Here is a 25398-nt window from a genome sequence, read left to right on the forward strand (position 1 = left end):
TGGCGTACGGTTTTCGAGACGCATCTTATTTCTTCCTCAAAATCAAGGATGCATTCCCCGGCAAAGCGCGATGAACCCAAAAAAACGGGGAGCCGAAGCTCCCCATCTTGATTACTGCTTGCCGAACCGGTGGATTACAGCATGGCCTTCAGCAGGCGTGCCATTTCCGACGGGTTCTTGGTGACCTTGATACCGCAGGCTTCCATGATTTCCAGCTTGGCTTGCGCGGTGTCGGCGCCGCCCGAGATCAGCGCGCCGGCGTGGCCCATGCGCTTGCCCGGAGGCGCGGTGACGCCAGCGATGAAGCCGACGACCGGCTTCTTCATGTTGTCCTTGATCCAGTAAGCAGCGTTCGCCTCGTCCGGGCCGCCGATCTCGCCGATCATGATGACTGCGTCGGTATCCGGATCGTCGTTGAACATCTTCATCACGTCGATGTGCTTCAGACCGTTGATCGGGTCGCCGCCGATGCCGACTGCCGACGACTGGCCCAGGCCCAGCGCGGTCAGCTGGCCGACTGCTTCATAGGTCAGGGTGCCCGAGCGCGACACGACGCCGATGCGGCCCTTCTTGTGGATGTGACCCGGCATGATGCCGATCTTGATCTCGTCCGGGGTGATCAGGCCCGGGCAGTTCGGGCCCAGCAGCAGGGTCTTCGAACCGGCCTTGGCCATGCGGTCCTTGACTTCCATCATGTCGCGGACCGGGATGCCTTCGGTGATGCAGATTGCCAGGTCCAGCTCGGCTTCGACGGCTTCCCAGATCGCGGCGGCGGCGCCTGCCGGCGGCACGTAGATCACGGAAACGTTGGCGCCGGTGTTCTGCTTGGCTTCCTTGACGCTGGCGAAGATGGGGATGCCCTCGAAGTCCTCACCGGCTTTCTTCGGGTTCACGCCTGCCACGAAGGCTTCACGGCCGTTCGCGTAGTCGCGGCACATGCGGGTGTGGAACTGGCCGGTCTTGCCGGTGATACCTTGGGTGATGACTTTGGTGTCTTTGTTAATCAGAATCGACATGTTATTTCCTTTGCGAATTAGGCTTGGCCAGCAGCAGCGGCAACCACCTGCTTCGCTGCGTCTTCCATGGTGTCGGCCGAGATGATCGGCAGGCCGGATTCGGCCAGCATCTTCTTGCCCAGGTCTTCGTTGGTGCCCTTCATGCGAACGACCAGCGGCACTTGCAGCGACACGGCCTTCGATGCGGTGATCACGCCTTCGGCGATCACGTCGCAGCGCATGATGCCGCCGAAGATGTTGACCAGGATGGCTTTCAGGCCCGGGTTCTTCAGCATGATCTTGAATGCTTCGGTGACTTTCTCAGCCGTCGCACCGCCGCCCACGTCCAGGAAGTTGGCCGGCTCGCCGCCGAACAGCTTGATGGTGTCCATGGTGGCCATGGCCAGGCCGGCGCCGTTCACCAGGCAGCCGATGTTGCCGTCCAGCGAGATGTAAGCCAGGTCGAATTTCGACGCTTCGACTTCGGCCGGATCTTCTTCGTCCAGGTCGCGGTAGGCGACGATTTCCGGATGACGGAACAGGGCGTTCGAGTCGAAGTTGAACTTGGCGTCCAGGGCGATGACCTTGCCCGAGCCGGTCAGGATCAGCGGGTTGATTTCGGCCAGCGAGGCGTCGGTTTCCCAGTAGGCTTTGTACAGGCCTTGCAGGTTGGCGCGGGCGTCGGCAACCGACGCTTCCGGCACGCCGATCTTGCGGGCGATGTCGTCAGCTTGTGCATCGGTCAGGCCGACCGACGGCTCGATCACGACGTTGTGGATCTTTTCCGGGTTGCTGTGGGCGACTTCTTCGATGTCCATGCCGCCTTCCGACGAGGCCATCAGCACGACTTTCTGGGTGACGCGGTCGGTGACCATCGACACGTACAGTTCTTTCTTGATGTCGGCGCCTTCTTCGATCAGCAGGCGGCGGACTTTCTGGCCTTCCGGGCCGGTCTGGTGGGTCACCAGCTGCATGCCCATGATCTGGTTCGCGTATTCGCGGACCTGGTCGATCGACTTGGCGACCTTGACGCCGCCGCCCTTGCCGCGGCCGCCAGCATGGATCTGCGCCTTGACTACCCAGACCGGGCCGCCCAGCTCTTCAGCTGCCTTGACGGCTTCGTCCACCGACATGCACGGAATGCCGCGCGGAACGGTCACTCCGAACTTTCGGAGGATCTCTTTGCCTTGATACTCATGGATTTTCATGCTGGCTTCCCTTCTTCTGTTACTGATTTAGAAATGCGGTTAAATAAATAGAGCTACAAGAATCGAATACTAACCCGTCACCACCTTCAAGGCCCAGCGCGGGTAGTACCTGGCGACGGCGGGACCGTCGGTGCGCAGCGCATGGCAGCGGTCGAGTTCATAAGGACGCTCGGCCACTAATGCGTTCGAATTAGCGGCCGCGCGGTTTTCCATGGCGTCGTCGGCAAAGGCCTGGATTGCCGCAGTGGGCAGGACCTGTGCCAGCTCGGTCAAATGGGTGCATCCGAGGACGCCGGACAGGCGGTCCTTCAGGTGCAGCCGGAAATGTTTCAGCAGCGACAAGCCGACCAATTTCTTGTAGGCGGGTGCGATGGTGTCGCAATAACCGGGATAGGGTACGGCATCGGACGAAGCTTCGGCGTCCGTGATGACCATGTCGCGGTCGATGGTCACGCGCAGCTTGAGGTCGTGCACAGGCAAGCCGCCCGGGCGATGGCCGGATGGCAGCTCGATATCGTGGGTCTTGATGTCGCGGATGCAGGCGTCGAGGTCCCACAGGCCATCGTCGCGCGCGAACGCTTCAACGGTAATGGCGCGCGTGTGCCGTAGCTTACGCGGAGCGGGGGAAGACAGGGGCATAAACACCAATGCCGGAATGCGGCGAAAAAAGTATGCAGCCGTTGTGCCTGATGCACGTTGCCGCAGCTTCTACGGCAACAACCGCTCTTGCGGCGCTGCTTAAACCATGAAAGTTTAGCACAGCGCGCCAGCAGATGCACCCGGCTGCCGATTCGGCAGGCAGTTTTACGAAGGAGATAAGGGATTTTGTTGCGAAGTTGATGACACGAAAGTGCAAGCGCACAGCGTCATTCCGTCGTTGAGGAGGTGTGCCCGGCAAGGCGGCACATCGGCGGATGGCGCTGTGCGCTTGCGCCTCGGCGTGGAAGCCCGGCGATGCAGCGGCGAAGCGGCCGGACCGGCGGCGGGTTCGCGACTATTCGTCGTCGTCCTCGTCCCGTCCCTGCAGCGCGCTGCGGATTGCGCCCTGCGAGAAACCGCGCGCCATCAGGAAGCGCATTTGTTTACTGCGTTCTTCGGCATCCTGCGGAACCCGGTCGAACTTGCGGCGCCAGACTTCCCTGGCGCGTGCGGTTTCGGTTTCCTTCAGGCCGGACTTGAGCTCGTCGAGCTCTTCGCCCTTCAGGCCATGCTGCTGGAGTTCGGCCAGCACCCGGCTGTTGCCATAGCGGCCGGCACGGCGGTGCACCAGCGATTCGGCGAACCGTTCCTGCGACAGCCAGTTGTTCTTTTCAAGGAAATCGAGGAGGGCTTCGACGTCGTCGCCCTCCTCGGCATAGCGAGCCAGCTTGCGCCCCAGCTCGATCCGGCTGTGCTCGCGCATCGAAAGGTATTTCAACGCGCGCGCTTTCAAGCTCAGGACTTGCCTCACCGGAGCGCCCGGGGATTACTCTTCGTCGCCAACTTCGGCAGCGGCAGGCGCCACGGCCTCACCGGCGGCGACCGGCCCCAGTTCGCGCACGCCCAGGGCGGCACGGACCTTGTTTTCGATCTCGCGGGCCAGGGCCGGGCGGTCTTTCAGGAATTGACGTGCATTGTCCTTGCCCTGACCGATGCGTTCGCCACCGTAGCTGTACCACGAACCCGACTTCTCGACGATCTTGTTGTCCACGCCCAGGTCGATGATCTCGCCTTCGCGGGAAGTGCCTTCGCCATACAGGATGTCGAAGTGGGCTTCCTTGAACGGAGGAGCGATCTTGTTCTTGACGACCTTGACCTTGGTTTCGTTACCGATCACCTCGTCACCGGACTTGATCGAACCGGTACGGCGGATGTCCAGGCGCACGGAGGCGTAGAACTTCAGCGCGTTACCGCCGGTCGTGGTTTCCGGGCTGCCGAACATGACGCCGATCTTCATACGGATCTGGTTAATGAAGATCACCAGGGTGTTCGTACGGTTGATCGAGCCGGTCAGCTTGCGCAGCGCCTGCGACATCAGACGGGCTTGCAGGCCCGGCAGGGAGTCGCCCATGTCGCCTTCGATCTCGGCGCGCGGGGTCAGTGCCGCCACCGAGTCGATGACCACCAGGTCGACGCTGCCCGAGCGCACCAGCGCGTCGGTGATTTCGAGCGCCTGCTCGCCGGTGTCCGGCTGCGAGATCAGCAGCTCGTCCAGCTTGATGCCCAGCTTCTGCGCATAGGTGACGTCCAGCGCGTGCTCGGCGTCGATGAAGGCGCAGGTGCCGCCCAGCTTCTGCATCTGGGCAATGGTTTGCAGGGTCAGCGTGGTCTTACCCGAGGATTCCGGGCCGTAGATCTCGACGATACGGCCGCGCGGCAGGCCACCGACGCCCAGCGCGATGTCCAGGCCCAGCGAGCCGGTGGACACGGTCTGCACTTCCTCGACCGGCGCATTGATGTCCATGCGCATGACCGAGCCCTTGCCGAACTGCTTTTCGATCTGCGCGAGGGCTGCTGCCAGGGCTTTGCCCTTCTCTGCTGCGTTTACTGCGGATTTTTTGTCGTCCATAACTTTCTTTCTGTCCTAGAGTGAACCAAGATAAGGGCCGCTCGCGCGTTTTCAATAGGGAGTACTGTATAAAATCCCAGTGGTTTTGGCAAGCGATATTTACCGCTGTTTGATCAAGTCGACATGTTGCGAAACATCACACACAATATGCGGGTAAGCTAGGGTCAAACGATAAACCAGAGGGGGCAGCCATGCGTATTCTACTAGCCGAGGATGATAGCGTACTCGCCGACGGCCTGACGCGTTCCTTGCGCCAGTCCGGTTATGCGATCGACTGCGTGAAGAACGGCCAGGATGCGGACACCGCGCTGTCGACCCAGGAGTTCGACCTGCTGATCCTCGACCTCGGCCTGCCGAAACTGTCCGGACTCGACGTGCTGCGCCGCCTGCGCGCGCGCGGCTCGCTGCTCCCCGTGCTGATCCTCACCGCCGCCGACTCGATCGAGCAGCGCGTCGGCGGCCTCGACGCCGGCGCCGACGACTACATGGCCAAGCCGTTCGCCCTGTCGGAACTCGAGGCGCGGGTGCGCGCCCTGACCCGGCGCGGCCAGGGCGGCGGCTCGACCGTGATCCGCCACGGCCCGCTGGCGTACGACCAGGTCGGGCGCAGCGCCTACATCGACGACCAGATGCTCGACCTGTCGGCGCGCGAACTGGGCCTGCTCGAGATCCTTCTGGCGCGCACCGGGCGCCTGGTCTCGAAGGAACAGCTGGTCGACCACCTGTGCGAATGGGGAGAGGAAGTGTCGAACAACGCCATCGAGGTCTACGTGCACCGCCTGCGCAAGAAGATCGAGACCGGCGGCATCCGCATCGCCACCGTGCGCGGCCTGGGCTACTGCCTGGAGCGCTACGCCGACAGCGCGCGCAAGGCCTCCGCCGCCGGCAGCGGCAAGTAAGCCGGGGGCAAGGCCGGCATGAAGTCCCTGAAGCGGCGCAGCGCCGGCGCCATCGAGGCGGAATCCATGTACGAGGCAGCGCCCGATCCCGCGCTGGAACCGGCGCCGGAGCCCCTGTATGTGCCGCCGCGGCCCGAGCCCGAGGAGAGCATCCAGCATTCGCTGTTCGGCGAGATCCTCGACTGGATGCTGGCCCCGCTTCTGCTGCTGTGGCCGATGAGCATCGCGATCACCTACCTGGTGGCGAAGTCGATCGCGAACCAGCCCTTCGACCATGCGCTGGAAGACAACGTCACCGTGCTGGCCCAGCAGGTCAAGGAAGTCGACGGCAAGGTGGTGGCGCGCCTGCCCGGCAGCGCGCGCGACATCCTGCGCGCCGACGACGTCGACAGCGTCTACTTCCAGATCACCGGGCCGCGCAACGAAGTCGTGGATGGCGACCGCGACCTGCCGCTGCCGCCGCCGGACGACGCCGAGCGCAGCGGCCGGGTGCACTTCCGCACCGAGAGCCTGCACGGCACCCCGGTGCGGATCGCCTATGCCTGGGTCAACCTGCAGCCACTGCTCGACCGCAGCGCGCGCGGCGGCGCCGAGCCGCGCCTGGCCCTGGTGCAGGTGGCGGAAACGCTGGAGAAGCGCGCCCAGCTCGCCAACGAGATCATCAAGGGCGTGATCCTGCCGCAGTTCATCATCCTGCCGGTGATCCTGGCCCTGGTCTGGTTCGCCCTGTCGCGCGGGCTGTCGCCGCTGGCCCAGCTGCAGGAGCGGATCCGCGCGCGTCCGCCGGACGACCTGTCGCCGATCGATTCGCGCCAGGTGCCGGAAGAGATCTCGCCGCTGGTCGGCTCGCTGAACGACATGCTGGCGCGCCTCGGCCACACGATCGACGCCCAGAAGCGCTTCATCGCCGACGCCGCGCACCAGATGAAAACCCCGCTGGCCGGCATGCGCATGCAGTCCGAACTGGCGCTGCGCCAGCTCGACCCGGACGAGATCCACCGCTCGCTGGAACAGCTGGCGAAGAGTTCGGAATCGGCGACGCGCCTGGTCAACCAGCTGCTGGCGCTGGCGCGCGCCGAGAACCAGCCGCACGCCGGCCTGGCGCTCGATCCGCTCGACCTGTCGCTGCTGGCGCGCGCCGTGGTGCAGGACTGGGTGCCGGCCTCGTTCACCCACGAGATCGACCTCGGCTACGAAGACCCGGACGGCGCGCTGGAGATCCTGGGGAACGGCATGATGCTGCGCGAGCTGCTGTCGAACCTGATCGACAACGCGCTGCGCTACACCCCGCCGGGCGGCAGCGTCACCGTGCGCGTGCGCAGCGATGCCGGCCTGGCCCTGCTCGAGGTCGAGGACACCGGCCCCGGCATCGCGCCGGGCGAGCGTCCGCGCGTGTTCGAGCGCTTCTACCGCATCCTCGGTTCCAGCGCCTCCGGCTCCGGCCTCGGGCTGGCGATCGTGCGCGAGATCGCGCGCCAGCACGGCGCCGAGATCGAGATCTTCAACAACCCGCGCAGCACCAACAAGAAATACCCGGGCAGCCTGTTCCGGCTGACCTTCCCGCCACCCTCCGCCCCGCCCGATCCCGATGCCGACTGACCACGCCGCCGTTCCCGTTCCACCACCACCGTCCGCCCCTGCCGCGCCATCGCGCGCGCGCATCGTCGCCGCGCGCGCCCTGCACTGGCGCCGCGCCCGCCGCCTGGTCCTGGTGCTGCTGGGGCTGTGGCTGGCGACCAGTTTCGGCACCGTGTTCTTCGCGCGCGACCTGGCCCACCTGTCGGTGTTCGGCTGGCCGCTGTCGTTCTACCTGGCGGCCCAGGGCGCCTCGCTGATCTTCCTGGCCATCCTCGGCGCCTACGCCTGGCGCATGCGGGTGCTCGACCGCGCGTACCAGCACATGCTGAAGGAAGGCGCCTGAGCATGGGAGGCAATACCGCGCCGGGCAAGGCGAAAACGCGCAGCTACTTCCGCCGCCTGGCGCGCTACTACCTGTGGTTCACGGGCTGCCTCGGCCTGTTCCTGGCGGCGCTCGGGATCCTCGAAAACGAAGGCATGCCGCGCCAGTGGATCGGCCACCTGTACATGTTCGCCACCATCTCGCTGTACGCCACCATCGGCGTGGTGGCGCGCACCTCGAACGTGTCCGAGTACTACGTGGCCGGGCGGCGCGTGCCGGCCCTGTTCAACGGCATGGCGACGGCGGCCGACTGGATCTCGGCGGCCAGCTTCATCAGCCTGGCCGGCACGCTCTACCTGCACGGCTTCGACGCCCTGGCCTACGTGATGGGCTGGACCGGCGGCTTCTGCCTGGTGGCGCTGCTGATCGCGCCCTACCTGCGCAGGTTCGCCCAGTACACGGTGCCCGACTTCCTCGACGCGCGCTACGGCGGCACCGGCGAAGGCCGCAGCGCCAGGCACGGCAACGTGGTGCGCGCGCTGGCGGTGAGCGCCACCATCGTGGTCTCGTTCACCTACGTGGTGGCGCAGATCTACGCGGTCGGCCTGATCGCCTCGCGCTTCACCGGCGTCGATTTCTCGGTCGGGATCTTCCTCGGCCTGGCCTCCATCCTGGTCTGCTCGTTCCTGGGCGGGATGCGCGCCATCACCTGGACCCAGGTGGCGCAGTACATCATCATCCTGGTCGCCTTCCTGATCCCGACCATGTGGCTGTCGATGAAATTCGCCGGCAACCCGGTGCCCCAGGTCGCGTACGGCTCGGTCCTGCCCAAGCTGGCCAAGCGCGAAGCCCAGCTCGCGCTCGATCCGCGCGAGCAGGAAGTGCGGGCGCGCTTCAAGGCCAGGGCCGACGAGTACACGACCCGCCTGGCCAGCCTGCCGCAGTCCTGGGAATCGGGCCGCATCGAGGCCCAGCGCAGGCTCGACACCGCGCGCGCCCGCAACGCTTCGCTCGGCGAGATCCGCAACGCCGAGCGCGAGCTGATCGCCTATCCGCGCACCGCCGACGAAGCCGCGCGCCTCTGGCTCGAACAGCGCGCCGCCAACCTGGAGCGCGCCCAGCCGCCCGAAGCGCATACCGAGCCCTTCCCCGGCAAGACCCGGGAGGAGTCGAACCAGCGCCGCAACAACTTCCTGGCGCTGGTGTTCTGCCTGATGTTCGGCACCGCCGCCCTGCCCCACATCCTGATGCGCGCCTACACCACGCCCTCGGTGGACGAGACCCGGGTGTCGGTGTTCTGGGCCCTGTTCTTCATCCTGCTGATCTACCTGACCATGCCGGCGCTGGCGGTGCTGGCCAAGTACGACATCTACACCGCCCTGGTCGGCACCGACTACGCTTCGCTGCCGACCTGGGTCTCGTACTGGGCCAACGTCGACAAGGCCAATCCCCTGATCAGCATCGCCGACATCAACGGCGACGGCGTCGTGCAGCTGGCCGAGATCGCGATCGACGGCGATGTGCTGACCCTGGCCACGCCGGAAATCGGCGGCCTGCCCTACGTGATCTCGGGCCTGGTCGCGGCCGGCGGCCTGGCGGCCGCGCTGTCGACCGCCGACGGCCTGCTGCTGGCGATCTCGAACGCGCTGTCGCACGACATCTACTTCAAGATGGTCGATCCGGGCGCCTCGACCCAGAAGCGGGTCACGATCTCCAAGCTGCTGCTGCTGGCGGTTGCCTTCATCGCCGCCTATGTCGCCTCGCAGAAGCCGGCCGACATCCTGTCGCTGGTCGGCGCCGCGTTCTCGCTGGCCGGATCGACCATGTTCCCGGCGCTGGCGGCGGGGGTGTTCTGGAAGCGCGCCAACCACCACGGCGCGATCGCCGGCATGGTGGCCGGCTTCCTGGTCTGCCTGTACTACATGCTGCACACGAACCCGATCCTCGGCGGCAGCCCCGGCGGCGCGTGGTTCCACATCGCGCCGATCTCGGCCGGCGTGTTCGGCGTGCCGGCCGGCCTGGCGGTGCTGGTCGTGGTCAGCCTGCTGACGCCGGCGCCGCCGCGCGAGAGCGCGGGCCTGGTCGATCACATCCGGACCCCGGAAGAGGCGTGAGCATGGCGGGACGGCAGATTGTGCCCTGGTGACAACACCATCTGCCGCAGCGTTTGATATCTCGCGAGCAATACTGTTATCTTTGCGCAACTGCGCATGTGTTCGCATGCGATTTTCATAAGGATCATCATGCCATCCCGTCGCGCCTTGTTGTCCGGTCTCGTCCTCACCACCCTGCTGGCCGGCGCCGGCCCTGCCGCCTTCGCCGCGCCGGCGCAAGCCCCGGCCGATGCCAGGCCGCCCATCGCCAGCTTCTTCGAACACTCCACCTTCGGCCGCGTCGCGCTCTCGCCGAGCGGCAAATACCTCGCCGTGCGTTCGAGCGCGGTCAAGCGCCACGACTTCCTGGTGGTCATCGAACTGGCAACCAGCAAGGCGACCGTGGTGGCCGCCTTCGACGACGCCGACATCGACGACTTCCAGTGGGTGAACGACGAGCGCCTGCTGTTCGACCTGTCCGACAAACAGACCGGCCAGGGCGACACGCGGTACGGCCCCGGCCTGTACGCCGTCAACCGCGACGGCGAACGCCTCGACCAGCTGGTCACCCGTTACGGGGTCCAGTCCTCGCGCGCGGAACTGATGGGCAAGATACAGCAGCAGCCGTGGAACACGTTCATGCTGCGCCAGCGCCCGCGCAACGACGACTTTACCTATGTGACCCAGCCGGTCTGGTCCGGCGAAGACCTGCGCTTCGTGAACCTGATCCGCCTGAACACACGCACCGGCGCGGCGCGCCAGGTGCCGCGCCCGGACGGTGCGGTCCGCCAGTGGTGGCTCGACCACAGCGGCGAACCGCGCCTGGCGGGCTCCAGCAAGGATGGCACCACGACCCTGTACTACCTCGACCCGGCCACGTCGGCCTGGCGCACCCTGACCAGCTTTGCGACCTATGGCGCGTCCGCGAACCCGATCAGCCCGGTCGGCTTCGGCCCCGACGGAACGCTGTATGTCCGCGCCTACAACGGCAAGGACACCAAGGCGCTGTACACCTTCGACCTGAAGGCGGGCAAGCTGAATCCGGAACCGGTGCTGGTCACCAAGGGCTACGATTTCGAAGGGGGGCTGGTGGCGACCAAGGACAAGGTGCTGGGCGCGCGCTTCACCACCGATGCCGACTCGATCGAATGGTTCGACCCGGCCATGAAGGCCGTCCAGGACAAGCTCGACAAGCTGCTGCCGGCCACCATGAACCTGATCTCGGTGCCCTACTACGCCGATTCGCCCTGGGTGCTGGTGAGCTCCTATTCGGACGCCGTGCCCCTGAACTACAACCTGTACAACACCGAGACCGGGCAGATCAACAAGATCGGTTCCTCGCGTCCGGCGATCAATCCGGTGCAGATGGGGCGCCAGCAGATGGTGCGCTACAAGGCGCGCGACGGCCTCGAGATCCCGGCCCTGCTGACCCTGCCGCGCAAGGCCGGCAAGAACCTGCCGATGGTGGTGCTGGTGCACGGCGGCCCCTGGGTGAACGGCGCCGCCTGGGGCTGGGATTCGCAATCGCAATTCCTCGCCTCGCGCGGCTATGCGGTGCTGGAGCCCTCGTTCCGCGGCACCACCGGCCTGGGAAGCAGGCACTACCTTGCGAGCTTCAAGCAATGGGGCCTGGCCATGCAGAACGACATCGCCGACGGCACCCGCTGGGCGATCGCGCAGGGTTATGCCGATCCGAAGCGCATCTGCATCGCCGGCGCCAGCTACGGCGGCTATGCGACCCTGATGGGACTGGTGAACGACCCGGACCTGTTCAAGTGCGGCGTGGACTGGGTCGGCGTCACCGACATCAACCTCATGTACGCCAACAACTGGCTCCGTTCGTCCGACATGGACAGCGAGTGGAAGGAATACGGCATGCCCGAGCTGATCGGCGACCAGGTCAAGGACGCCGTGCAACTGAAGGCCACCTCGCCGATCGAGCACGCGGCGCGCATCACCCAGCCGCTGCTGCTGGCCTACGGCGGCGTCGACCGCCGCGTGCCGCTGTACCACGGCCAGAAGTTCTACGACGCGGTCACCAGGACCAACAAGAACGTCCAGTGGATCGAATACCCCGAAGAAGGCCACGGCTGGCACCTGCCGAAGAACTCGATCGACTTCTGGGGCAAGGTGGAGACGTTCCTGGACAAGAACATCGGGCCGGAGGCGGGGAAGTAAGCGGCCCGAAAACGTCGTCCCCGCGGAGGCGGGGACCCAAGTTTGCAAGCGTTTCGACAGAGTACGCAGAACTTGGATCCCCGCCTGCGCGGGGACGACGTGTATTGGCTAGCGGGGTTTGCTCAGACGACGATCGTCTGCGCCTCGCCCTCGGCACGCGCACGGATTTCGCCGATGCGGTAGACGGTCTCGCCGGCCGCCTGCAGCTGGGCCATCGCGGCGTCGGCGTTTTCCTTCGACACGATCACGGTCATGCCGATGCCGCAGTTGAACACGCGGTGCATCTCGGCATCGGCCACGCCGCCATGCTGTTGCAGCCACTGGAACAGCGGCGGCATGGTCCACGACTTCGCATCCAGCACGGCCGTCAGCCCATCCTGCAGCACGCGCGGGATGTTCTCGACCAGGCCGCCGCCGGTGATGTGCACCAGGCCCTTCACTTCCATCGATTGCATCAGGGCCAGCAGCGGCTTGACGTAGAGGCGGGTCGGCGCCATCAGGACGTCCGCCAGCTTGCGGCCGTGGAAGTCGGCTTCCAGGTCGGGTTTCGAGACGTCGATGATCTTGCGCACCAGCGAGTAGCCGTTCGAGTGGATGCCCGAGGACGCCAGGCCCAGCACCACGTCGCCCGCGGCGATCCTGCTGCCGTCGATGAGCTGCGATTTTTCCACGACGCCGACGGCGAAGCCGGCCAGGTCGTATTCGCCGTCCGGGTACATGCCCGGCATTTCGGCGGTCTCGCCGCCGAGCAGGGCGCAGCCGGACTGCTCGCAGCCCAGCGCGATGCCTTTGACGACGGCGGTGGCGGTCGGCACGTCCAGCTTGCCGCAGGCAAAGTAGTCGAGGAAGAACAGCGGCTCGGCGCCCTGCACCAGGATGTCGTTGACGCTCATGGCGACCAGGTCGATGCCGACCGTGTCATGGCGGTTCAGCTCGAAAGCGAGCTTGAGTTTGGTGCCGACGCCATCGGTGCCGGAGACCAGTACCGGTTCCTTGTACTTCTTGCTGATCTCGAACAGCCCGCCGAAACCGCCGATTCCGCCCAGCACGCCTTCACGCATGGTGCGCTTGGCAAAGGGCTTGATCGCTTCGACCAGGGCGTCGCCGGCATCGATATCGACACCTGCATCGCGGTAGGAGAGAGAAACATTAGACGGTTGGCTCATGATATTTGGCAGCGGAGGCGGTAAAATAGATAGCGGTAGATCAACTGAGCGCACCCGCGTCACTGCCGGGAACGGCCAACTGGTCAATCCGCTATTCTAGCAAAACGGCCTCGCCCCGACGTACTTCACTGCGATAACAAGAACAAAATGCCTTTTTTCCCTCAGCCCGGATGAGATGCAAGCCATGAAACAGCTGGTGCTCGATTTAGGCGCGGCCGAACCGGCCCAAAGCCTCGACACCTTCCAGATAGGAGCGAATGCCGAAATGGCGCACTTGATGCACCAGTTCGCGCAACGCGCCTCGCGCGAGCATTTCTGCTACCTCTGGGCCGAAACCGGCGCCGGCAAGACCCATATCCTGCACGGCCTGGCTGCCACGCCCCAGTCGCGCTACATCGCCTTCGATGCCGGCGCCGACCAGTTCACCTATGCGCCCGACACCAGCCTCTACCTGGTGGACGACATCGACCGCCTGAGCCCGGAACGCCAGATCGACGCCTTCGCCCTGTTCAACCAGGTCCGCGAGCATGGCGCCTACATGGTGTGCGCGGGCCCGGTGCCGCCGGCCGTGCTGCCGGTGCGCGAAGACCTGCGCACGCGCATGGGCTGGGGCCTGGTGTACCAGATCCACGGCCTGTCGGACGACGAGAAGATCGCCGCCCTCACCCAGGCGGCCGAGGCGCGCGGTTTGACGCTGTCCGCCAGCGTGTTACCCTATTTGCTGTCCCATTTCAAGCGCGACATGCGCTCCCTGTCGACCATGCTGGATGCCCTCGACCAGTACTCGCTCGAGACCCAGCGCCCGGTCACGCTGCCGCTGCTGCGTGATTTGCTGCTTCAGGGAAACCCGCAAACCGATTTAAAAGAATGAGCAACCTCGCGCTGTTTGACCTCGACCACACCCTGCTTCCCATCGATTCCGACTTCGAATGGGGCCAGTTCCTGGTGCGGAACAAGGTGGTCGACTGCGACGCCTACCAGCGCCGCAACGAAGAATTCTTCGCCCAATACCAGGCCGGCACCCTCGACCCGGTCGAATACCTGGAGTTCGCGCTCGGCACCCTGGCCGGCTTCGATCCCGCCCACCTGAAGGACCTGCACGCGCAGTACATGCGCGAAGTGATCGAGCCGGCGATCCGCCCGCGCGCCGTGGAACTGCTGCAGCGCCACCTCGACGCCGGCGACCTGGTGGCCATCATCACCGCCACCAACGGCTGGCTGACGGCGCCGATCGCGCGCGCGCTGAAGGTCGAGCACCTGATCGCGGCGCGCCCGGAACTCGACGAGCGCGGCCATCCGACCGGCAAGCTGCTCGGCACGCCGACCCAGGGCCATGGCAAGGTCACCCACATGCATGCCTGGCTCGACAGCCTGGGCAAGCCGTTCGGCGGCTTCGAACGCAGCTATTTCTACAGCGACTCGCACAACGACATCCCGCTGCTGTCCGTCGTCTCGCACCCGGTGGCGACGAACCCGAGCACCCGACTGGCCCAACACGCTAGCGCCCTCGGCTGGCCTTTACTCCATCTGTTCAATGATTAAAAAATTCATCCGCAAGATCCTTGGCGTGAAAGACGAGCGCGACCCCACCCAGCCCGTGATCCTGGGCCCGGCCGAGCACGGCATCGACCCGAAGCTCCTCTCCGGTAACGCGGTCCGCGTGACCCAGACCCTGCAGGAAGCCGGCTTCAAGGCCTTCGTCGTCGGCGGCGCCGTGCGCGACCTGCTGCTGGGCGTGAAGCCGAAGGACTTCGACATCGCCACCGACGCCACCCCGGAAGAAGTCAAGAAGCTGTTCCGGCGCGCCTTCATCATCGGCCGCCGCTTCCAGATCGTGCACGTGATGTTCGGCCAGGAGCTGCTGGAGGTGACCACCTTCCGCGGCAACGCCGCCGTCAACGCGCCGAAGGACGAGCATGGCCGCGTCCTGCGCGACAATAACTTCGGCCCGCAGCACGAAGATGCCGAGCGCCGCGACTTCACCATCAACGCCATGTACTACGACCCGGCGACCCAGTCGGTGCTCGACTACCACGGCGGCATCCAGGATATCCGCGACAAGGTCCTGCGCATCATCGGCCAGCCGGAAGCGCGCTACCGCGAAGACCCGGTGCGCATGCTGCGCGTGGTGCGCTTTGCCGCCAAGCTGCAGTTCACGATCGAGCCGGCGACCCGCGCGCCGATCCCGGTGATGGCGCCCCTGATCAACAACGTGCCGGCCGCGCGCGTGTTCGACGAGATGCTCAAGCTGCTGCAGTCCGGCCACTCGCTGGCCTGCCTGAAGGAGCTGCGCGCCTCCGGCCTGCACCATGGCCTGCTGCCGCTGCTGGACGTGGTGCTGGAACAGCCGATCGGCATGAAGTTCGTGACCCTGGCGCTGGAATCGACCGATGCCCGCGTCAGGGCCGGCAAGGGCGTCTCGGCCGGCTTCCTGTTCGCCTCCCTGCTGTGGCACCAGGTGCTGGAAAAGTGGAACGCCTACCGCGCCGCCGGCGAGGCGCCGATCCCGGCCCTGCACCTGGCGGCCGACGACGTGCTGGACAACCAGACCGACAGCCTGGCCCTGCAGCGCCGCATCGCCACCGACATGCGCGACATCTGGGCCATGCAGCCGCGCTTCGAGCGCCGCACCGGCAAGGCGCCCTACAAGCTGCTGGAGCACCCGCGCTTCCGCGCCGGCTTCGACTTCCTGCTGCTGCGCTGCGAATCGGGCGAGCTCGATGCGGAACTGGGCAACTGGTGGGCCACCTTCTACGGCGCCGACGTGAACGAGCGCGAGCGCCTGATCAGCGCCGCGCGCGAACCGCAGGGCGGCGACAAGAAAAAGCGTCCGCGCCGCCGCGGCCCGCGCAAGACCGAAGGTGAAAGCGCGCTCCCGGCCGAGAGCGGCGCAGCGCAGTCCGCATCGCCGGCGGGTCCGGACGGCGAATGACCGCCTGGGTCGGCATCGGCGCCAACCTGGGCGACGCGCAAGCCAACGTGCTCGATGCGCTGGAGCGCCTGGCCTGGGCGCCGGGCGTGCGCCTGCTGCGCGCTTCCTCGCTGTACCGCACCGCCCCCATCGATTCCTCCGGCGACGATTACATCAACGCCGTGGCCGAAGTCGATACCTCGCTGAGCGCCCGCGCACTGCTGGCCGCGCTGCACGACATCGAACAGGCCCACGGCCGCGAGCGCCCCTACCGCAACGCCCCGCGCACCCTCGACCTCGACCTGCTGCTCTACGACGACGAGGTCATCGCGGATGCCCCCGTGCTGATCGTCCCGCACCCGCGCATGCACGAGCGCGCCTTCGTGCTGGCGCCGCTGGCCGAACTGGCGCCCGCGCTGGAGATCCCGGGCCGCGGCCGCGTGGCCGACCTGCTGCCCGGCGTGGCCGGCCAGGGCATCGACAGGCTCACCTGAACTAGAAGCGCAGCGCCAGGTAGGCGCCGGCGACCAGCAGGGTCGCCAGGGTGACCGGCACCCCGACGCGCGCATGGCGTTTCCAGTCGATGACGATGCCGCGCCTGGCGGCGGCATCCACGACGATGATGTTGGCGATGCTGCCGACGATCAGCAGGTTGCCCGCCAGCGTGCTGACCAGCGCCAGCATGACGCCGCCCATCTCGTGGTGGACGGCCGGAATCAAGAGCATCACGGCGGGCACGTTGGAGACCAGGTTGGACAGCAGGAAGGTGGCGCCGAACAGGGACGCCGGCTGGTCCAGCCGCACCCCGAGCGCGCCGAGATACGCCATGGCCTGTCCGGTCAATCCCGTGCGCTGGAGCGCATGGTTCACGACGAACAGGCTCATGAACAGCACCAGCAGCTCCCAGTCCACCAGCCCCAGCATCTTCCGCGAATGCAGCTGGCGGCTCATCAACAGGATGCCCGCCCCGATCAGCGCCATGTGCTCCCGCGGATAGGGCGCCACCAGGAAGGCCACCAGCAGGGCGCCGGCAACCACCAGTCCTTTGGTCGTCTGCCAGGCATCGAAGGGGATGGTCTCGGTGCGAAGCTCGGGAGCGGCCGCGGCGTCCGCCGCATCGCCGCCCGCCTCCTCCCATCGGCCCCTGGTCTGCCAGGCGATCAGGCCCCAGCTCGCGAGCAGCCCCAGCCCGACCGGAATGATCGCTTCCAGGAAGTAGCCATCGAAAGGCAGCCGCAGCAGCTGGCCGATCAGCATGTTCTGCGGATTGCCGATCAGGGTCGCGGCGGAGCCGATATTCGAGGCGCAGGCCAGCGCCAGCAGGAAGGGAACGGGGGCCAGCCGGCGCCGCTTGCAGGCGTCGACCAGCACCGGGGCCATGGCGAGGCAGACGATATCGTTGCTGAACACGGCCGACAGCGCGGCGGAGACCACGACCAGCACGGCCAGCAGCCCGGCAGGACTCAATGACAGGCCGGCCAGCCTGTAGGTGATCCAGTCATAGAATCCGCCAAGGCGCATCTGCGCCGAGACGACCATGAAGGCGAACAGCAGGATCACGGTCGGCAGATGCACCGCCGCCACGGCTTCTTCCAGGCTCAGCGCATCGATGCTGACCAGTGCGATGGCGCCGAGCAGCGCGACGCCGGTCCGGTCGAGCCGCAGGAACGGCAGCCCTCCCAGGATCATGCCGAGATAAACGATGAGAAAGATGATGAGGATAGTCGTGGCCATGGCCTGGATGAGTATGTCGATGCGGTGCAGGTAAACTTGCCCATCTTAACAAACTCGCCTGGCCGCCGAGGCCCTCTCGGCAGGAATCCCGTCTTGGCATTACACTACGCCGTCGGTGATACTGCCGGCGGCTTTTATATGAATTGCAAAGGAAAAACATGAGCGGATATTTGCAGGGCAAGGATATGGCGGCGCCCGGTTCGGACAAGGACTCGCAGGCGCCGGCGCCGGTACAAGCCCCTGCGCCTGCCAAGCCCGTCCCGATGGCCGTGACCATCCCGTCGCTGCGCGCGATGCGCGCGGCCGGCCAGAAGATTGCCATGCTCACCTGCTACGACGCCAGCTTTGCCGCGCTGATGGACCGCTGCGGCGTCGAGATCCTGCTGATCGGCGACTCGCTGGGCATGGTCTGCGCCGGCTACGATTCGACCCTGCCGGTGACGGTGGCCGACGTCGCCTACCACACCGCGTCCGTGGTACGCGGCCGCAAGAACGCACTGGTGCTGGCCGACCTGCCCTTCGGCAGCTACGGCACCAAGGAGCAGGCCTACGACAGCTGCGCGACCCTGATGCGCGCCGGCGCGCAGATGATCAAGATCGAAGGCGGCGCCTGGCTGGCCGAGACCGTGCGCTTCCTGGTCGAGCGCGGCATCCCGGTGTGCGCCCACATCGGCCTGACCCCGCAGTTCGTCCACCAGCTGGGCGGCTACAAGGTGCAGGGCAAGACCAGCGAAGGCGCCGACCAGCTCAAGCGCGACGCGCAGGCGCTGCAGGATGCCGGCGCGGCCATCGTGCTGCTGGAAGCGGTGCCGGCGGCGCTGGGCAAGGAAGTGACGGAACTGCTGCAGGTGCCGACCATCGGCATCGGCGCCGGTCCCGACTGCTCCGGCCAGGTGCTGGTGATGCACGACCTGCTGGGCGTCTTCCCGGGCCGCAAGGCGCGCTTCGTGAAGAACTTCATGGAAGGACAGACCAGCATCGACGCCGCCGTGCAGGCCTATGTGGCGGCGGTCAAGGACGGCAGCTTCCCGGCGCCGGAACACTGCTTCTGACCATGGGAGGGGGCTGTCATGGAGACGAAGCCTGACACCACCCGTCTTTTCCTGGCGCTCTGGCCGGATCCGGCCGTGCGCCAACAATTACGCGATTGGCGCGAGCTCTGGACCTGGCCGCGCGGCGCCGCGCCGGTCCGCACCGATAAACTGCACCTGACCCTGCACTTCCTCGGCAACCAGCCGAGCGATGCGCTGCCCGCGCTGCTGGACGGCCTGGCGGTGCCGTTTTCTCCGTTCCGGCTCGAACTGGGCGTGGCGGAGCTGTGGCACAACGGGATCGCGGTGCTGTCGCCGGCTGCGCCGCCGCGGGCGCTGCTGGACCTGTACGCCGCCTTGTCGGCGGCCCTGCCAGGCGTGGGGCTGCAGCCGGAGGCGCGCGATTACCGGCCGCACGTGACCATGGCGCGGCGGGCGCGCGGCGCGCAGGTTCCGCAGGATGGACCGGCTATCGACTGGCAGGTCGACCACTATGCGCTGGTCGAATCGCGGCCGGGGGATGGCGGCGGTTATACGGTGCTGCGCGAATATCGCTGATGTTCGCGTGGGCTCGGGGAGCCCACGATCGCATCACCTTTTTACGACGCGCGCATTCGCGGCGATCACGATCCCCGACACCGACAGGATCCCCAGCGCCACCGCGATATTCGTCTGCGCCGCGACCGACCCGATCAGCGGCGGCGCCAGCAGCAGGCCGGCGTAGCCCAGCGTCGCCACGGTCGCCAGTCCGCCGCCGGCCGACATGCCGGGGATGCGCGCCGCGGCCGAGAACAGCAGCGGCACCACGTTCGCCGCTCCCAGCCCGACCAGCGCGAAGCCGCAGGCCGACAGCGCGACCCGGGTGCTCAGCACGGCCAGCATCAGGCCGCAGAACATGCCGAGACCGCCGATCACCATCACCCGCGTCGCGCCGAAGCGCAGCACCAGGCGGTCGCCCGCAAAGCGGCAAGCCGCCATCGCGATCGAGAAGGCCGAGTAGCCGAAAGCCGCCGTCGCCTGGTCGGCCCTGGTGCGCTCGGCCAGCAGCAGCGCGCTCCAGTCGACCAGCGCGCCCTCGACGGCAAAGCACAGCAGACCGAGCAGGCCGAGGAACAGCGCCGGTCCGCGCGGCAGCGCGAAGTGGCTGTCGTGCGGAGACGGCGCCGCGCGCAGCAGGAAAGGCGCGCACAGCGCGACCGTGATCCCGATCGCCACGCCCGCCATCAGGGCGCCACGGCCATCGCCGAGGCCGGCGCCGATCAGCAGGCCGCCCAGCGCCGCGCCCAGCAGCCCGCCCAGGCTGAAGAAACCGTGGAAGGACGACATGGTCGGGATGCCGCGCGCCGCCTCGACCTCGCTGGCGTTGGCGTTCATCGACACGTCCAGCACGCCGTTGCTGGCGCCGAAGGCCCAGGCCGCCAGGAACAGCGGCAACAGGCCATCCACGTTCATCAGCAGCATGGTGGTGCACGCCAGCAGCACGCCGCTCGCCAGCACCACGGCGCGCGTGCCCCAGCGCCCGGCCAGCCAGCCGGACAGCGGCATGCACGAGAGCGCGCCGCCGGCGATGGTCAGCAGCAGCAGGCCCAGGGTCCCGGTATCGATGCCGGCGCGCGCCTGCACCACGGGCACGTGCGCGGCCCACAGGCCGATGGCCGTGCCGTTCAGCAGGAAGACGAGGGAGATGGCCCAGCGCGCCGCGGCGACGCCGATGAGGGGAGTAAAGTTGTCGGCTGGTTTCATGCGCAGGATTATTGCACATGCATACCAGCAACAAATTGGCTTCACACCAGCAGCATCAGGTGCTCCCGCTCCCAGGAACTGATCACCCGCGAAAACGTCGCGAACTCCAGTTCCTTCACTTCGCAGAACGCCTCCACGAACAGCGGTCCCAGCATCCCGCTGAGCGCCGGGCAGCCGCGCAGGTGGAAGATCGCGTCTTCCAGGTTGCGCGGCAATTCTCCGTGGATGTGTTCGGCGCTGTCCGGGGTCGGCGCGGCCGGCTGCAGGCCTTCCGTCATGCCGAGCCAGCCGCAGGCCAGGGTCGCCGCCATTGCGAGGTAGGGGTTCACGTCCACGCCCGGCACGCGGTTCTCGACCCGGCGGTTGTCCGCCGTCGAGTTCGGCACGCGGATGCCGCAGGTGCGGTTGTCGTAGCCCCAATGCACGTTCATCGGCGCCGACTGGAAGCGCGACAGGCGCCGGAAGGAATTGACATGGGGCGCGAACAATAAGGTGGCTGGGGGCACGTATTTTTCCAATCCGCCGATGAATTGACGGAACAGCGTGCTCTCGCTGCCATCCTCGTTCGAAAAGATATTCCGGCCGCTGAGCGCATCGACCACGCTCTGGTGCACGTGCATGGCGCTGCCCGGCTCGGTTTCCATCGGCTTGGCCATGAAGGTGGCGAGGATACCGTGCCGCAAGGCCGTCTCGCGCACGGCGCGCTTGAACAGGAAGACGCGGTCGGCCAGCTCGAGCGCATCGCCGTGCGTGAAATTGATTTCCATCTGGCCGGCGCCGGCTTCGTGGATCAGGGTTTCGACGCCCAGCTCGTGCTGCTTGCAGAAGGCGGACAGTTCCAGGAAGAAGGGGTCGAAGTCGTTGACGGCATCGATCGAATACGACTGCCGGCCCTGCTCCGTAAAGCCGCTGCGGCCGGTCGGCGGGCTCAAGGGTTCGTGCGGGTTGGTGTTGCGCGCGACCAGGTAGAACTCCATCTCGGGCGCCACCACCGGCCTCCAGCCGCGCTCGCGGTATTTTTGCAGCACGCGCCGCAGCACGTTGCGCGGCGCCAGCTCGACCGGGCTGCCGTCGAAGTTCTGGCAATCGTGGATCACGCAGGCCACCCGCTCGGTGGCCCAGGGCACCACCCGCATGGTGGCGGGGTCGGGCACACAGACCATGTCGGGGTCGGTCTCGCCGACATAGGGCGTGTTGTTCGGCTGTTCTCCGTGAACAGTGTTCAGCAGCACGCTCTTGGGCAGGCGCATGTGCTCGCCGGACAGGAACAGATCCTTGGGAAGGATCTTGCCGCGGGCGATGCCGGTCATGTCCGCGATCACGCACTCCACCTCGTGGATATTGTGTTCTCGCAGAAAATCCCGCATCGTGCCGCTGCTTGCTTCGCTCATCATCGATTCCGCCTTGCCGCGATGCGGTTCAATATAGCACCTGCCCCAGGAGCCGCGCGCGCGGGTCGTCCGTGCCCGGCAGTCGCAGTTCGTTGCCGCAATCCCGCAGTTGGCGTCATCGATGGTTTCATCGCGGGATTTCTGCGGCATACTTTAATTATGGAATTATTAAATACCCATCGGATGCCGACGGCCCGCATGTGGCGCATCTATGCCTGCGGCTGGCTGATCTACCTGTGTCTGCTGGCGCTTGCCCTGCAGATAGACGACCTCACCAAAGGCCATGTCAACTGGCATGCCTCGGCGCCCGTGTTCTGGAGCGTCCCGCAGGCCTTTTTCCTTGCCCTGCTGTGGCCGCTGACCGGCTACCTGGAGCGCAGGCGCCTGCCCCTGGCCGGCCTGGTCCTGGTCCATATCGCCGGCGCCTTTTCCTATCCTGCCCTCGTCTACACCCTGATCGCCATGCTCAACGGGTTCCGGCAGGCGCTGAGCTGGTACACCTGGCCGGTCCTGTACGGTGCAATGACGTATGGTGTCGTCGCCGCCGCCTTCCACATGGTGCGCCTGAACCACGCGCGCCAGCACCAGGCTGCCGCCATCCAGCAGGCCCACGCACTGCTCGTCGCCTCCGAGCTGAACGCGTTGCGCAACAAGCTGAATCCGCACTTCCTGTTCAACACCCTGCATTCGATCATCGCGCTGACCCGCAAGAATCCGGAAGCCGCCGAGACCGCCCTCTTCCAGTTCTCCGACATGCTGCGCTACGTGCTCGACACGGAAAAGAGCGGCAGCGACCGCGTGACGCTGGAAGACGAGCTGCGCTTCGTGCGCGACTACCTCGAGCTGGAGGGCCTGCGCCTGGGCTCGCGCCTGCAGGTCGACTGGCAGCTCGACGACGCCGCTGCCCACATCGCGCTGCCGGCGCTGTCGCTGCAGCCGCTGGTCGAGAACAGCATCAAGCACGCCTTCAACCCGCACAGCCGGCCCGGCCTGCTGCGGATCCGCACCCGTGTCGACGGCGAAGCCGGCCTGCTGGCGATGACGGTCGGCGACGACGGTCCCGGCGCCGAACCGGCCGCGGTGGCGCAGTCGAACGGCCTGGGGCTGCGCACCGTGGCGCGCCGCCTGCAGCTGGAATACGGCGCGCGCGGCGCCCTCGACATCGAAACGGCACCGGGCTCGGGCTTCGTGGTGACGATGTCGATCCCGCTGGAAGCACATTAAAGGAGCGCTCATGGATACCCGAACCGTGTACATCGCCGAAGACGAGCCGCTGGCGCGCGAGGTGCTGCGCGACGCCATCTACGCGCATCCAGGCCTGCGCCTGGTGGGCGAAGCCGCCGACGGCGCCACCGCGCTGGCCCAGATCAACCAGATCCGGCCCGACGTGGTCTTCATGGACATCCAGATGCCCGAGCTGACCGGCCTGGAAGTGCTGCGCCGGCTGACGTGTACGCCGGAGATCGTGTTCACCACCGCCTACGACCAGTACGCGGTGACGGCCTTCGAGCTGAACGCCGTCGACTACCTGCTCAAGCCATTTACACGCGCACGCTTCGGCGCCGCCGTGGCGCGCCTGCTGGAGTCGACTTCCCTGCCGCGTGAGATCGTGGACGCCGCGCTGACGCAGGCCACCCAGCCTGCGCCGGGCAGACTGGAACGCATCCTGGTGCGCGACCGCGGGCGCATCTTCCCGCTGTCGCTGAACGAGATCGCCTACCTGAAGGCCGATTCGAAGTACACGGCTATCGCCGCACGCGGCCAGACCTTCCTGGTCCGCATCGGCATCTCGGAACTCGAAGCCCAGCTCGACCCGGCCCGCTTCATCCGCATCCACCGCTCGGCGCTGGTGAATCTAGACTTCGTCGATTCGATGCGGGCGGACGAGCAGTCGCAGCTGGTGATCGAGATGCGCGACGGGACGGTGCTGACGGCGAGCCGGGAGGCGTCGAAGGTGTTGCGGGAGATGACCATTTAATCGTCGTTTCCGCGAAAGCGGGAACGACGAGCTAGATCCGAATCCACGTCGTCTTCAACTCCGTGTACTTGCCGAACGCATGCAGCGACTTGTCGCGCCCGTTCCCCGACTGTTTATAGCCGCCGAAGGGCACGGTGATGTCGTCGTTGTCGTACTGGTTCACGTGCACCGTTCCCGCCCGCAAGCTGCGCGCCGTGCGGATCGCCTTGCTCATGTCGGCCGTCCACACCGCCGCCGCCAGGCCGTAGGGCGTGCTGTTGGCCTGCCGCACCGCCTCGTCGAGGTCGGTGAACGACAGCACCGACAGCACCGGGCCGAAGATCTCCTCGCGCGCGATGCGCATCGATTGGTCGACGCCGTCGAACAGGGTCGGTTCGATGTACAGGCCGCCGCTTCCCTCGCGCGCGGCGCGCCCGCCCGCGAGCAGGCGCGCGCCGGCCGCCTTGCCGTCCTCGATGTAGCCGAGCACCGTTTTCATCTGGATCGCGTCGACGATGGCGCCCATCACGGTCGATTCATCCAGCGGGTCGCCCGGCGCGTACTTCGGCATCAGGGCCATGGCTTTCTCAAGGAAGGCTTCGCGGATCGATTCCTCGACGAACAGACGCGACGGCGCGTTGCAGCTTTCCCCCTGGTTGAAGTAGATCGAGCCGATCGCGCCCGCCACCGCCGCGTCCAGGTCCGGGCAGTCGGCGCAGACGATATTCGCCGATTTGCCGCCCAGCTCGGTCCAGGCCCGCTTCAGGTTCGACTGGCCGGCCATCTGCAGGATCTGCTTGCCGACCCGGGTCGAGCCGGTGAAGGCGATGCAGTCGACGTCCATGTGCAGGCCCAGGGCTGTTCCCGCTTCGTTGCCGTAGCCGGGCAGGACGTTGAACACGCCTTCCGGCACCCCGGCTTCCAAAGCAAGCTCGGCCAGGCGCAGGGACGTCAGCGGCGCCTTCTCGGACGGCTTGAGCACCAGGCTGTTGCCGGCCGCCAGGGCCGGGCCGATCTTCCAGGCCGCCATCAGCATCGGATAGTTCCAGGGGATGATGGCGGCCACCACGCCGACCGGCTCGCGCGTAACCAGGGCCAGGCTGTCCTGCCCGGTCGGCGCGACTTCATCGTAGATCTTGTCGATCGCTTCGCCGTACCAGCGAATGCAGTTCTGGGCCGCCTGCACGTCCACGCTGCGGCTGTAGCGGATCGGCTTGCCCATGTCGAGGGTTTCCAGCAGGGCCAGCTCGTCCTTGTGCGCCAGCATCAGGTCGGCAAAGCGGATCAGCACGCGCTTGCGCTCGGCCGGAGCCTTGCCCGACCAGCGGCCGTCTTCGAAAGCGGCGCGGGCACTGGCGACGGCCGCGTCGACGTCTGCCGCGCCGCAGCGCGCGACGTCGCCCAGCTTGCGTCCGTCGATCGGTGAGATACAGTCAAAGCGGGCGCCGGAAAACGCATCGACGCGCCTGCCGCCGACCACTGCGCGGCCATCGATGTGCACCGTTTTGGAACGTTCATGCCATGAGTTCGACGTCATCTTGTCTCCTTCTGGATGCGTTGCTGTTGTCTGGTCGATACTAGCAAACAAAATCGATCCATCACGCGACTTCTGCCGCTATAATCGCGAATTTTTCCCGCCCGAAA

General features: G+C 66.4%; 23 protein-coding genes. 13 read left to right on the forward strand and 10 right to left on the reverse strand.

Going from position 1 to position 25398, the window contains the following annotated elements; all coding sequences use genetic code 11:
* Nucleotides 1–134: 134 nt before the first annotated feature.
* From sucD to recA, 5 genes are all read right to left on the reverse strand, one after another.
* Nucleotides 135–1016, reverse strand: a complete 882-nt coding sequence (gene sucD / locus AC3A6M_RS19810; protein WP_052234039.1) for a succinate--CoA ligase subunit alpha — start codon at nucleotides 1014–1016, stop codon at nucleotides 135–137.
* A 17-nt stretch (nucleotides 1017–1033) separates the two neighbouring features.
* On the reverse strand, nucleotides 1034–2203 hold the full coding sequence (gene sucC, locus AC3A6M_RS19815; protein WP_487854447.1) for an ADP-forming succinate--CoA ligase subunit beta: 1170 nt from the start codon (nucleotides 2201–2203) through the stop codon (nucleotides 1034–1036).
* 69 nt (nucleotides 2204–2272) lie between these two features.
* Nucleotides 2273–2842 (reverse strand): DUF2889 domain-containing protein, encoded by a 570-nt coding sequence (locus AC3A6M_RS19820; RefSeq protein ID WP_487854448.1) that lies wholly within the window; start codon nucleotides 2840–2842, stop codon nucleotides 2273–2275.
* Between the two features lie 355 nt (nucleotides 2843–3197).
* Entirely contained in the window at nucleotides 3198–3653 is a 456-nt protein-coding gene (gene recX / locus AC3A6M_RS19825; protein WP_487854449.1) for a recombination regulator RecX, read from the reverse strand.
* 15 nt (nucleotides 3654–3668) lie between these two features.
* Nucleotides 3669–4751: a recombinase RecA gene (recA, locus tag AC3A6M_RS19830; RefSeq protein WP_487854450.1), complete on the reverse strand. Its 1083-nt coding sequence runs from the start codon at nucleotides 4749–4751 to the stop codon at nucleotides 3669–3671.
* Between the two features lie 191 nt (nucleotides 4752–4942).
* On the opposite strand from recA, the gene AC3A6M_RS19835 reads away from it, so the two are divergent.
* The 5 genes from AC3A6M_RS19835 (at nucleotide 4943) to AC3A6M_RS19855 (ending at nucleotide 11821) form a co-directional block, all read left to right on the forward strand.
* The gene (locus tag AC3A6M_RS19835) at nucleotides 4943–5650 is read left to right on the forward strand and encodes a response regulator (RefSeq protein WP_487854451.1); all 708 of its coding nucleotides are present in this window, start codon (nucleotides 4943–4945) and stop codon (nucleotides 5648–5650) included.
* Nucleotides 5651–5716: 66 nt separating this feature from the next.
* A complete protein-coding gene (locus tag AC3A6M_RS19840; protein WP_487854525.1) occupies nucleotides 5717–7249 on the forward strand; it encodes a sensor histidine kinase in 1533 nt (510 codons plus the stop codon).
* The gene (locus tag AC3A6M_RS19845; protein ID WP_487854452.1) at nucleotides 7239–7571 is read left to right on the forward strand and encodes a DUF4212 domain-containing protein; all 333 of its coding nucleotides are present in this window, start codon (nucleotides 7239–7241) and stop codon (nucleotides 7569–7571) included. The genes AC3A6M_RS19840 and AC3A6M_RS19845 overlap by 11 nt, the downstream gene beginning before the upstream one ends.
* Nucleotides 7572–7573: 2 nt before the next feature.
* Nucleotides 7574–9664, forward strand: a complete 2091-nt coding sequence (locus AC3A6M_RS19850; protein WP_487854453.1) for a sodium:solute symporter family protein — start codon at nucleotides 7574–7576, stop codon at nucleotides 9662–9664.
* 129 nt (nucleotides 9665–9793) lie between these two features.
* On the forward strand, nucleotides 9794–11821 hold the full coding sequence (locus AC3A6M_RS19855) for a S9 family peptidase (protein WP_487854454.1): 2028 nt from the start codon (nucleotides 9794–9796) through the stop codon (nucleotides 11819–11821).
* 122 nt (nucleotides 11822–11943) lie between these two features.
* On the opposite strand, the gene purM is transcribed toward AC3A6M_RS19855, so the two are convergent.
* Nucleotides 11944–12987, reverse strand: coding sequence for a phosphoribosylformylglycinamidine cyclo-ligase (gene purM, locus AC3A6M_RS19860; RefSeq protein WP_487854455.1), 1044 nt, complete (start codon nucleotides 12985–12987; stop codon nucleotides 11944–11946).
* A gap of 184 nt (nucleotides 12988–13171) precedes the next feature.
* Here purM and hda point away from each other — a divergent pair, with 184 nt between their 5' ends.
* From hda to folK, 4 genes are read left to right on the forward strand one after another with little or no spacing between them, the layout of a single operon-like run.
* Nucleotides 13172–13858, forward strand: coding sequence for a DnaA regulatory inactivator Hda (gene hda, locus AC3A6M_RS19865; protein ID WP_487854526.1), 687 nt, complete (start codon nucleotides 13172–13174; stop codon nucleotides 13856–13858).
* A complete protein-coding gene (locus tag AC3A6M_RS19870; protein WP_487854456.1) occupies nucleotides 13855–14529 on the forward strand; it encodes an HAD family hydrolase in 675 nt (224 codons plus the stop codon). Before hda ends, AC3A6M_RS19870 begins: the two co-directional genes overlap by 4 nt.
* Entirely contained in the window at nucleotides 14522–15919 is a 1398-nt protein-coding gene (gene pcnB, locus AC3A6M_RS19875) for a polynucleotide adenylyltransferase PcnB (protein WP_487854457.1), read from the forward strand. Before AC3A6M_RS19870 ends, pcnB begins: the two co-directional genes overlap by 8 nt.
* A complete protein-coding gene (gene folK / locus AC3A6M_RS19880; RefSeq protein WP_487854458.1) occupies nucleotides 15916–16392 on the forward strand; it encodes a 2-amino-4-hydroxy-6-hydroxymethyldihydropteridine diphosphokinase in 477 nt (158 codons plus the stop codon). The genes pcnB and folK overlap by 4 nt, the downstream gene beginning before the upstream one ends.
* 1 nt (nucleotide 16393) lies before the next feature.
* Here the strand turns inward: folK and AC3A6M_RS19885 are convergent, their stop codons facing one another.
* The gene (locus AC3A6M_RS19885) at nucleotides 16394–17632 is read right to left on the reverse strand and encodes an anion transporter (protein ID WP_487854459.1); all 1239 of its coding nucleotides are present in this window, start codon (nucleotides 17630–17632) and stop codon (nucleotides 16394–16396) included.
* 158 nt (nucleotides 17633–17790) lie between these two features.
* Between AC3A6M_RS19885 and panB the strand changes: the two genes are divergently transcribed.
* Both panB and thpR read left to right on the forward strand, forming a co-directional pair.
* Nucleotides 17791–18684, forward strand: a complete 894-nt coding sequence (panB, locus tag AC3A6M_RS19890; protein ID WP_487854460.1) for a 3-methyl-2-oxobutanoate hydroxymethyltransferase — start codon at nucleotides 17791–17793, stop codon at nucleotides 18682–18684.
* Between the two features lie 18 nt (nucleotides 18685–18702).
* Nucleotides 18703–19221: an RNA 2',3'-cyclic phosphodiesterase gene (thpR, locus tag AC3A6M_RS19895; protein ID WP_487854461.1), complete on the forward strand. Its 519-nt coding sequence runs from the start codon at nucleotides 18703–18705 to the stop codon at nucleotides 19219–19221.
* Nucleotides 19222–19254: 33 nt separating this feature from the next.
* Here thpR and AC3A6M_RS19900 read toward each other — a convergent pair whose 3' ends face one another.
* Nucleotides 19255–20406: an MFS transporter gene (locus tag AC3A6M_RS19900; protein WP_487854462.1), complete on the reverse strand. Its 1152-nt coding sequence runs from the start codon at nucleotides 20404–20406 to the stop codon at nucleotides 19255–19257.
* A 41-nt stretch (nucleotides 20407–20447) separates the two neighbouring features.
* On the reverse strand, nucleotides 20448–21797 hold the full coding sequence (locus AC3A6M_RS19905) for a glutamine synthetase family protein (protein ID WP_487854463.1): 1350 nt from the start codon (nucleotides 21795–21797) through the stop codon (nucleotides 20448–20450).
* 198 nt (nucleotides 21798–21995) lie between these two features.
* Between AC3A6M_RS19905 and AC3A6M_RS19910 the strand changes: the two genes are divergently transcribed.
* Entirely contained in the window at nucleotides 21996–23021 is a 1026-nt protein-coding gene (locus AC3A6M_RS19910) for a sensor histidine kinase (protein ID WP_487854464.1), read from the forward strand.
* A gap of 10 nt (nucleotides 23022–23031) precedes the next feature.
* Nucleotides 23032–23775, forward strand: a complete 744-nt coding sequence (locus AC3A6M_RS19915; RefSeq protein ID WP_487854465.1) for a LytR/AlgR family response regulator transcription factor — start codon at nucleotides 23032–23034, stop codon at nucleotides 23773–23775.
* 31 nt (nucleotides 23776–23806) lie between these two features.
* Here the strand turns inward: AC3A6M_RS19915 and AC3A6M_RS19920 are convergent, their stop codons facing one another.
* Nucleotides 23807–25291, reverse strand: coding sequence for an aldehyde dehydrogenase (locus tag AC3A6M_RS19920; protein WP_487854466.1), 1485 nt, complete (start codon nucleotides 25289–25291; stop codon nucleotides 23807–23809).
* Nucleotides 25292–25398: the final 107 nt, after the last annotated feature.

The sequence above is a fragment of the Telluria sp. Soil_C_11 genome (assembly GCF_057657395.1).